The sequence below is a fragment of the Nitratireductor sp. ZSWI3 genome, from assembly GCF_024655565.1.
In the GTDB taxonomy this organism is placed as follows: domain Bacteria; phylum Pseudomonadota; class Alphaproteobacteria; order Rhizobiales; family Rhizobiaceae; genus Nitratireductor.
On the sequence record NZ_JANKOF010000061.1, the window covers coordinates 22,146 to 28,922 of the forward strand.

9 protein-coding genes are annotated in these 6,777 nt (G+C 66.5%); 8 read left to right on the forward strand and 1 reads right to left on the reverse strand.

What is annotated here, in order from left to right:
* The first annotated feature begins 193 nt into the window (after window positions 1-193).
* The 6 genes from NUU27_RS17240 (at window position 194) to recO (ending at window position 4,501) form a co-directional block, all read left to right on the forward strand.
* Window positions 194-787: a DUF2062 domain-containing protein gene (locus tag NUU27_RS17240; RefSeq protein WP_257763387.1), complete on the forward strand. Its 594-nt coding sequence runs from the start codon at window positions 194-196 to the stop codon at window positions 785-787.
* Complete coding sequence (gene acpS / locus NUU27_RS17245; RefSeq protein ID WP_257763388.1) at window positions 787-1,188, forward strand: holo-ACP synthase; 402 nt, start codon at window positions 787-789, stop codon at window positions 1,186-1,188. The genes NUU27_RS17240 and acpS overlap by 1 nt, the downstream gene beginning before the upstream one ends.
* A gap of 147 nt (window positions 1,189-1,335) precedes the next feature.
* The gene (gene lepB / locus NUU27_RS17250) at window positions 1,336-2,085 is read left to right on the forward strand and encodes a signal peptidase I (protein ID WP_257763389.1); all 750 of its coding nucleotides are present in this window, start codon (window positions 1,336-1,338) and stop codon (window positions 2,083-2,085) included.
* A gap of 14 nt (window positions 2,086-2,099) precedes the next feature.
* Window positions 2,100-2,819, forward strand: coding sequence for a ribonuclease III (gene rnc / locus NUU27_RS17255; protein WP_257763390.1), 720 nt, complete (start codon window positions 2,100-2,102; stop codon window positions 2,817-2,819).
* The gene (era, locus tag NUU27_RS17260) at window positions 2,816-3,742 is read left to right on the forward strand and encodes a GTPase Era (protein ID WP_257763391.1); all 927 of its coding nucleotides are present in this window, start codon (window positions 2,816-2,818) and stop codon (window positions 3,740-3,742) included. Before rnc ends, era begins: the two co-directional genes overlap by 4 nt.
* Before the next feature lie 18 nt (window positions 3,743-3,760).
* Entirely contained in the window at window positions 3,761-4,501 is a 741-nt protein-coding gene (gene recO / locus NUU27_RS17265; RefSeq protein ID WP_257763392.1) for a DNA repair protein RecO, read from the forward strand.
* Between the two features lie 3 nt (window positions 4,502-4,504).
* Here recO and NUU27_RS17270 read toward each other — a convergent pair whose 3' ends face one another.
* Window positions 4,505-5,746, reverse strand: a complete 1,242-nt coding sequence (locus NUU27_RS17270; protein ID WP_257763393.1) for an MFS transporter — start codon at window positions 5,744-5,746, stop codon at window positions 4,505-4,507.
* Between the two features lie 201 nt (window positions 5,747-5,947).
* On the opposite strand from NUU27_RS17270, the gene NUU27_RS17275 reads away from it, so the two are divergent.
* Together NUU27_RS17275 and NUU27_RS17280 are read left to right on the forward strand one after the other, a co-directional pair.
* Window positions 5,948-6,460, forward strand: a complete 513-nt coding sequence (locus tag NUU27_RS17275; RefSeq protein WP_257763394.1) for a sigma-70 family RNA polymerase sigma factor — start codon at window positions 5,948-5,950, stop codon at window positions 6,458-6,460.
* The coding region (locus tag NUU27_RS17280; protein ID WP_374567323.1) for an anti-sigma factor at window positions 6,460-6,777 on the forward strand (318 nt) is incomplete at its 3' end. The genes NUU27_RS17275 and NUU27_RS17280, both read left to right, overlap by 1 nt.

Consider the following 6,777-nt stretch of genomic DNA (forward strand, 5'->3'; position numbering starts at 1 on the left):
TAGCCCTGCTGCGTTGCCCTGCCCACTGTCTTTAATGCACGCGGATGCAGTCTTGCCCTTGCCCATGGCGGACCGGCCTGCCTATATCTCGTGGGTGGCGCTTCGTGGGGGGAACGTGCCGTTAAGGGGGAGGGCGTAGAATGGTCTCACGTCCGGAAAGGGTTTTGCTTCACTGGGGCGCGGTGTCACAGGTATGTTGTTTCGACGTAGAAAACCGGCTGATCTATGGGAGCGGGCGCGCACGCTGGTATGGCCGCGCCGCTCGTTCTGGCGCTCGGCCCAATACTATGTGAAGCGCGCCCTGCGGCTGACCGCCACGCCGCATGCGATCGCCGCCGGCATCGCCGCCGGCGTGTTCGCCTCCTTCACCCCGTTTCTCGGCTTTCATTTCGTGATCGCGGCGGTCATCGCCTGGTGCATCGGCGGCAACCTCGTCGCCTCGGCCATCGGCACGGCCGTCGGCAACCCGCTGACGTTTCCCTTCATATGGGGGGCGACGCTCGAGACGGGGCGGCTTATCCTCTCCGGCGGCGCATCGTCGCATGGCGCGCCGGTCCACCTCGGACGCATGCTGCGCCATCTGGAGTTCTCCCAGCTCTGGACGCCGCTGATCAAGCCGATGACCGTCGGCAGCCTGCCGCTCGGTCTGTTCTTCGGCCTCGTCTTTTATCTTCTCACGCGCTGGGCGACGATCGCGTTTCGCGAGCAGCGCCGCAAGCGGCTTGCCGAGCGGGCGCGACGCCGCGCCAAGGCGCAAACCCTCAGCCCCCGGACCGCGACAAGCTGATGATCATCGGCATCGGCAGCGACCTGATCGACATCCGCCGCGTCTCCAGGACCCTGGAGCGCTACGGCGAACGCTTCACGCAGCGCGTCTTTACGGAGGTCGAGCGCGCCAAGTCCGACCGGCGCGCCGAGCGGGCGGCCTCCTATGCCAAGCGCTTCGCCGCCAAGGAAGCCTGCGCCAAGGCGCTCGGCACCGGCATCTCGCGCGGCGTCTTCTGGCGCGAGATGGGCGTCGTCAACCTGCCGGGCGGCAAACCGACCATGCAGCTCACCGGCGGCGCCGCGGCGATGCTGACGGCGATGGTGCCGGACGGCATGCAGGCAAGGATCCACCTCACCATAACGGACGACTACCCGCTGGCGCAGGCTTTCGTCATCATCGAAGCCGTGCCGCAGACATGAGCGGGCGCGGTTGAAAAGGAAACCTTTGCGCGCCCTAGTGGTGCGATCCCAACAGATGGGTACCATCTGTTTCGGTCAGACCACTAGCATTGCGGCAACGCGCCGGGCGCGATAAGACCGAGCCGAAACATTCGAACCGAGGAAATGATGAGCGTGGCCGACAAGACGAAGAAGAAATCGGGCGGGGTGGGCGAAACGATCAATGTCATCGTCCAGGCGCTGATCCTGGCGCTGGTGATCCGCACCTTCCTGTTCCAGCCATTCTCGATCCCGTCCGGCTCGATGCGTCCGACCCTGCTCGAGGGCGATTATCTGTTCGTCACCAAATGGGCTTACGGCTATTCGCGTCATTCGCTGCCGTTCTCGCCGCCGATCTTCTCCGGCCGGATCTGGGGCGGTGAGCCGAAGCGCGGCGATGTCGTGGTCTTCAAGTTTCCGCCCAACCCCTCGATCGACTACATCAAGCGCGTGATTGGCCTGCCCGGCGACACGATCCAGATGCGCGAAGGCGTCCTCTACATCAACAACGAGCCCGTCAAGCGGGAGAAGACCGGCCAGATCAACGACCCCGACATCACCGAGATGGACCGGCCCGTCGACGTCTACCGCGAGACGCTGCCGAACGGCGTTTCCTACGAGACGCTGGACCTGACACCGAACGGCATCGGCGACAACACGCGCGAGTTCGTGGTGCCCGAGGGCCACTATTTCATGATGGGCGACAACCGCGACAACTCCGCCGACAGCCGCTTCTCGGTCGGGTTCGTGCCGGCGGAAAACCTGGTCGGTCGCGCCAACATCATCTTCTTCTCCATCGCCGGCGGCGCCAGCCCGCTCGAGCTGTGGCGCTGGCCGTACGAGGTGCGTCCGTCGCGCATCTTCAACTGGGTCGACTGAGATTGGCCGGAACCATGTCTGCAAAGCGGCTGCGTGGAAAGCTACTGGTCGAGGCCATCTCCGCCTGCACCGGGTTCGATTTCCGCGACGCCGCGCTGGTCGAGCAGGCGATGACCCATGCCAGCGCCCGCGGCAAGGCGGGAGCCGATTATCAGCGCCTGGAATTCCTCGGCGACCGCGTGCTCGGTCTGGCCGTCGCCGAACTGCTCTATGAGATGTTCCCGCAGGCGCCGGAGGGAGAGCTGTCGGTGCGGCTCAACGGCCTCGTCAACGCCGAGACGCTGGCCGAGATCGCCGACGTGCTGAAGATCAGCCCGCTGATCCATATCGGCAGCGACCTGCGTGCGGCGGCAAGCCGCAAGCAGGTCAACCTGCGTGCCGATGTGATGGAAGCGCTGCTCGCCGTGATCTATCTGGAAGGCGGGCTCGAGGCGGCGCGCGCCTTCATCCGCCGCAACTGGAGCCTGCGCGCCCGCTCCGAGGAGGCGGCGCGCCGTGATCCCAAGACGGCGCTGCAGGAATGGGCGCATCAGGTCTCCGGTGCCACCCCGGTTTACGCCGTCGAGCAGCGTGAGGGGCCGGACCACGATCCGATCTTTTCGGTCGCCGTGCGCGTCAAGGGCTATGAGCCCGCCCATGGCCGCGGCCGCTCCAAGCGCGAGGCCGAACAGGCGGCGGCCACCGGTATGCTCGAACGGGAAGGCGTGTGGGACAAGAGCGAGGTCGCCTCATGAGCGAAGATACCGGAACACCCAGCGCGCCCACGGAAACCCGCTCGGGCTTCGTGGCGCTGATCGGCGCCCCCAACGCCGGCAAGTCGACGCTGCTCAACCAGCTCGTCGGCGCCAAGGTGTCGATCGTCACCCACAAGGTGCAGACGACGCGCGCCATCATCCGCGGCATCGCGACCCATGACAATGCGCAGATCGTCTTCATCGACACGCCGGGCATCTTCAATCCGCGCCGCCGTCTCGACCGGGCCATGGTGACGACGGCCTGGGGCGGGGCCAAGGACGCCGACATCGTGGCGCTGCTGATCGACGCCGAGCGCGGCATCAAGGGGGACGCCGCGGCGATCCTGGAACGCCTGAAGGAGGTGGCGCAGCCGAAGCTGCTGATCCTCAACAAGATCGACCGCGTCAAGCGGGAGGTTCTTCTGGACCTTGCCGCCCGTGCCAACGAGGCGGTGACCTTCGAGCGCACCTTCATGATCTCGGCGCTTACCGGCTCGGGGTGCGAGGACCTGCTTTCCTATCTCGCCGGAACGCTGCCGGCGGGGCCCTGGTATTATCCGGAGGACCAGATCTCGGACCTGCCGATGCGCCAGCTCGCCGCCGAGATCACGCGCGAGAAGCTGTTCCTGCGCCTGCATCAGGAACTGCCCTATGCGATCCATGTCGAGACGGAGAAATGGGAGGAGCGCAAGGACGGGTCCGTGCGCATCGATCAGGTCGTCTATGTGGAGCGGGAAAGCCAGAAGAAGATCGTGCTCGGCCACAAGGGCGCGGCGATCCGCGCCGTCGGCCAGGCGGCCCGCGAGGAGATGGCGGCGATCCTCGAGCAGAAGGTGCATCTGTTCCTGTTCGTGAAGGTGCGCGAGGGCTGGGGCAACGACCCCGAGCGCTATCGCGAGATGGGGCTTGAATTCCCCGGGTGAGGGGAGGACAGTCGGCCCATGGAATGGCGTGACGAAGGCATCATTCTGGGCGCGCGCCGGCACGGCGAAACCAGCGTCATCCTCGAGACGATGACGGCGGCGCATGGCCGTCATCTCGGCCTCGTCAAGGGTGGGCGCTCGCGCCGCATGCAACCTCTCCTGCAGCCGGGAAACCGCGTCGAGCTGGTCTGGCGCGCGCGGCTGGACGAACATCTAGGCCTGTTCCAGGTGGAGCCGGTGGAGCTCAACGCCGCCCGGATCCTGGCCTCGGCCTGCGCCGTCTACGGCATCCAGTTGCTGGCTGCGCACCTGCGGCTGATGCCGGAGCGCGACCCGCATGCCGGGCTCTACGAAAGCCTGAAGATCATCATGTCGCATCTCGACGACCCGGCGATCGCCGGCGCGCTGGTGGTGCGCTTCGAACTGGCGCTGCTCGATGAGCTGGGGTTCGGCCTCGACCTGGCGCAGTGTGCGCTGACGGGAAGCCGCAGCGGTCTCGCCTATGTGTCGCCGAAATCCGGCCGGGCCGTGACGCAGGCGGCAGGAGCCCCTTGGCGCGACCGGTTGCTGCCGCTGCCGCCCTTTCTCGTCGGTGATGCCGGGGCTCCCGCCGACGGCGAGGCCGTGGAGCAGGCGTTCCGGCTGACCGGGTTCTTCTTCCAGCGGAATGTCTACGAGCCGCGCGGCATGGACGAGCCCGACGCGCGCGGCGGATTTCTCGCGGCCCTGGCGCGCAGCGCCCGGGCCGGCGCAGATTAGGAGTTACTGCGCCGCCACCAGGGTCGGGCGTTCGACCGCCTGCTCGCGGATCGGCCAGTGCACAACGGCGGCGAACAGGCCGAGCAGGACACCGAGCCACCACACCGGATCGTAGCTTCCGAACAGGTCGTAGAGATAGCCGCCCAGCCAGACGCCGAGGAACGAGCCGACCTGGTGCGAGAAGAACACCACGCCGCCCAGAAGGCCGAGATGCCTGGTGCCGAACATCACCGCCACCAGTCCGTTCGTCGGCGGCACGGTCGACAGCCACAGGAGGCCTATCACCACGGCGAAGATGATCACGCTGGTGGGTGTTTGCGGCAGGACGAGGAAAAGCGTGACCGCGATCGACCGTCCGAGATAGATCAGCGAGAGGAACGCGGGCTTCGGATAATGCTGGCCGATGTAGCCGGAGGCGAGGGAGCCGATGATGTTGAAGAAGCCGATCAGCGCCAGCGCGATCACCGCGTAACGGGCGTCGATGCCGATGTCGCCGATATAGGCGGGAAAGTGCGCCGTGATGAAGGCGACCTGGAAGCCGCAGACGAAGAAGCCGGACACCAGCAGGACGAAGCTGCGGTGGCCGAGCGCCTCGCGCAGCGCTTCGCGGACGGTCTGCTGGAATTCGCTCTGGGCGGCCTCGTTGGAAGCGGCGTTGCCCACCAGGGGGATCGCCAGGATCGGCACGATCAGCATGGCGATGCTCATGTAGATCAACGTGTCGGACCAGCCATAGGCGCTGATGAGGCCCTGGCTGATGGGGGCGAAGACAAACATGCCGGCCGAGCCTGCTGCCGTCGCCAGCCCGAAAACGAAGCTGCGTCTGTGCGCCGGCACGTTGCGGGCGAAGGCCGCCAGGATGATGCTGAACGAGCCGCCTGCCACGCCCAGCCCGACCAGCACGCCGCCGCCGATGTGCAGCATCGCCTCGTTGGTCGCCGTCGCCATCATCAGCAGACCGGCGGAATAGAGAATGGCCGACAGGGCAAGCACGCGCCAGGTGCCGAAGCGATCGGCGATGGCGCCGAAGATCGGCTGGCCGATGCCCCAGAGAAGATTCTGGATCGCCATGGCGAGGCCGAATGTGGTGCGGTCCCAGCCCGTGTCGGCGAGCATGGGAAGCTGGAAGAAGCCCATCGCCGAGCGGGGCCCGAAGTTGAGCGCGGCGATCAGGCAGCCGCAGATGACGATGATCCAGGGAAGGGAGGATTGCGCGCTCGCGCGGGCTGCGGAAGTCCGGGACATCGGGCTCTCATGTGATGGCGGCCTCGGTCGATGAGGCCGGTGGCGTGGTTCGCCGCAAAATAATCCACCGCCTCGTATCAGCGCAAATGAATTAAACCGGTATGTTCGTTCAATTCTGCTTATGCATCCAGCGGAATAGACCCCGGCTCTCAAGCGTTGTCATGCTATTATGGGCGTATGACCAGCAGGAGACTGGCAGGGGTGGAAGCAAAGAGAAGCGCGATTCTCGCTGAAATTCCCGGATTACGACGCTACGCGCGCGCCTTGCTGCGTGACGCGGACGAAGCCGACGACCTCGTGCAGGACTGCCTGGAACGCGCCTTCTCCCGCATCGACGCCTGGAAGACCGACACGTCGCCGCGGCGCTGGCTCTTCACGCTGATGCACCACCTGTTCATCGACGGCGTGCGCGCCCGCAAGCGGCGCATGGAAACGCCGCAAGCCGGCCCGGTGATCGAGACGCAGTTCGCAGCCCCGCCCCAGAACGGGTTTCTCGACCTGCGCGACGTTCTCGATGCGCTGCAGGAGATCGGCGCCGAGCGCCGGGCGGCGATCCTGCTCGTGGGCGTCGAGGGCATGAGCTACGCCGAGGCGGCGGGTGTTCTCGGCATTCCGACGGGGACGCTGATGTCGCGCGTTGCGCGCGGGCGCCAGGAGCTCCGCGACATCCTCGATCACCAGCGGCGGCGGCGAATCCTCAAGGCGGTGGAATAATGGGGCGCAGCGAATTCGACGAACGGGACATCCACCTGGCGCTCGACGGCGAATTGCCGCCGGAAGACGCCGCCGCCTTTCAGGCCTGGCTCGAAGCGAATCCGGAAATGCGCATGCTGAGAGCGCGCTACGCGTCGGACCGTGCCCTCCTGCATCAGGCCCTAGGCGAGATTGCCCAAGAGGATCCGCCGGCCCGCCTGAAGAACGGCACCAGGCGGTCGCCGCCCCGTGCTTTCGGCCCATCGGGAACGCTCCTGCGGTTCACCGCCGCCGCCGCGCTCCTTCTGGTGCTCGGGGCGGCCGGCGGCTATTTCGCC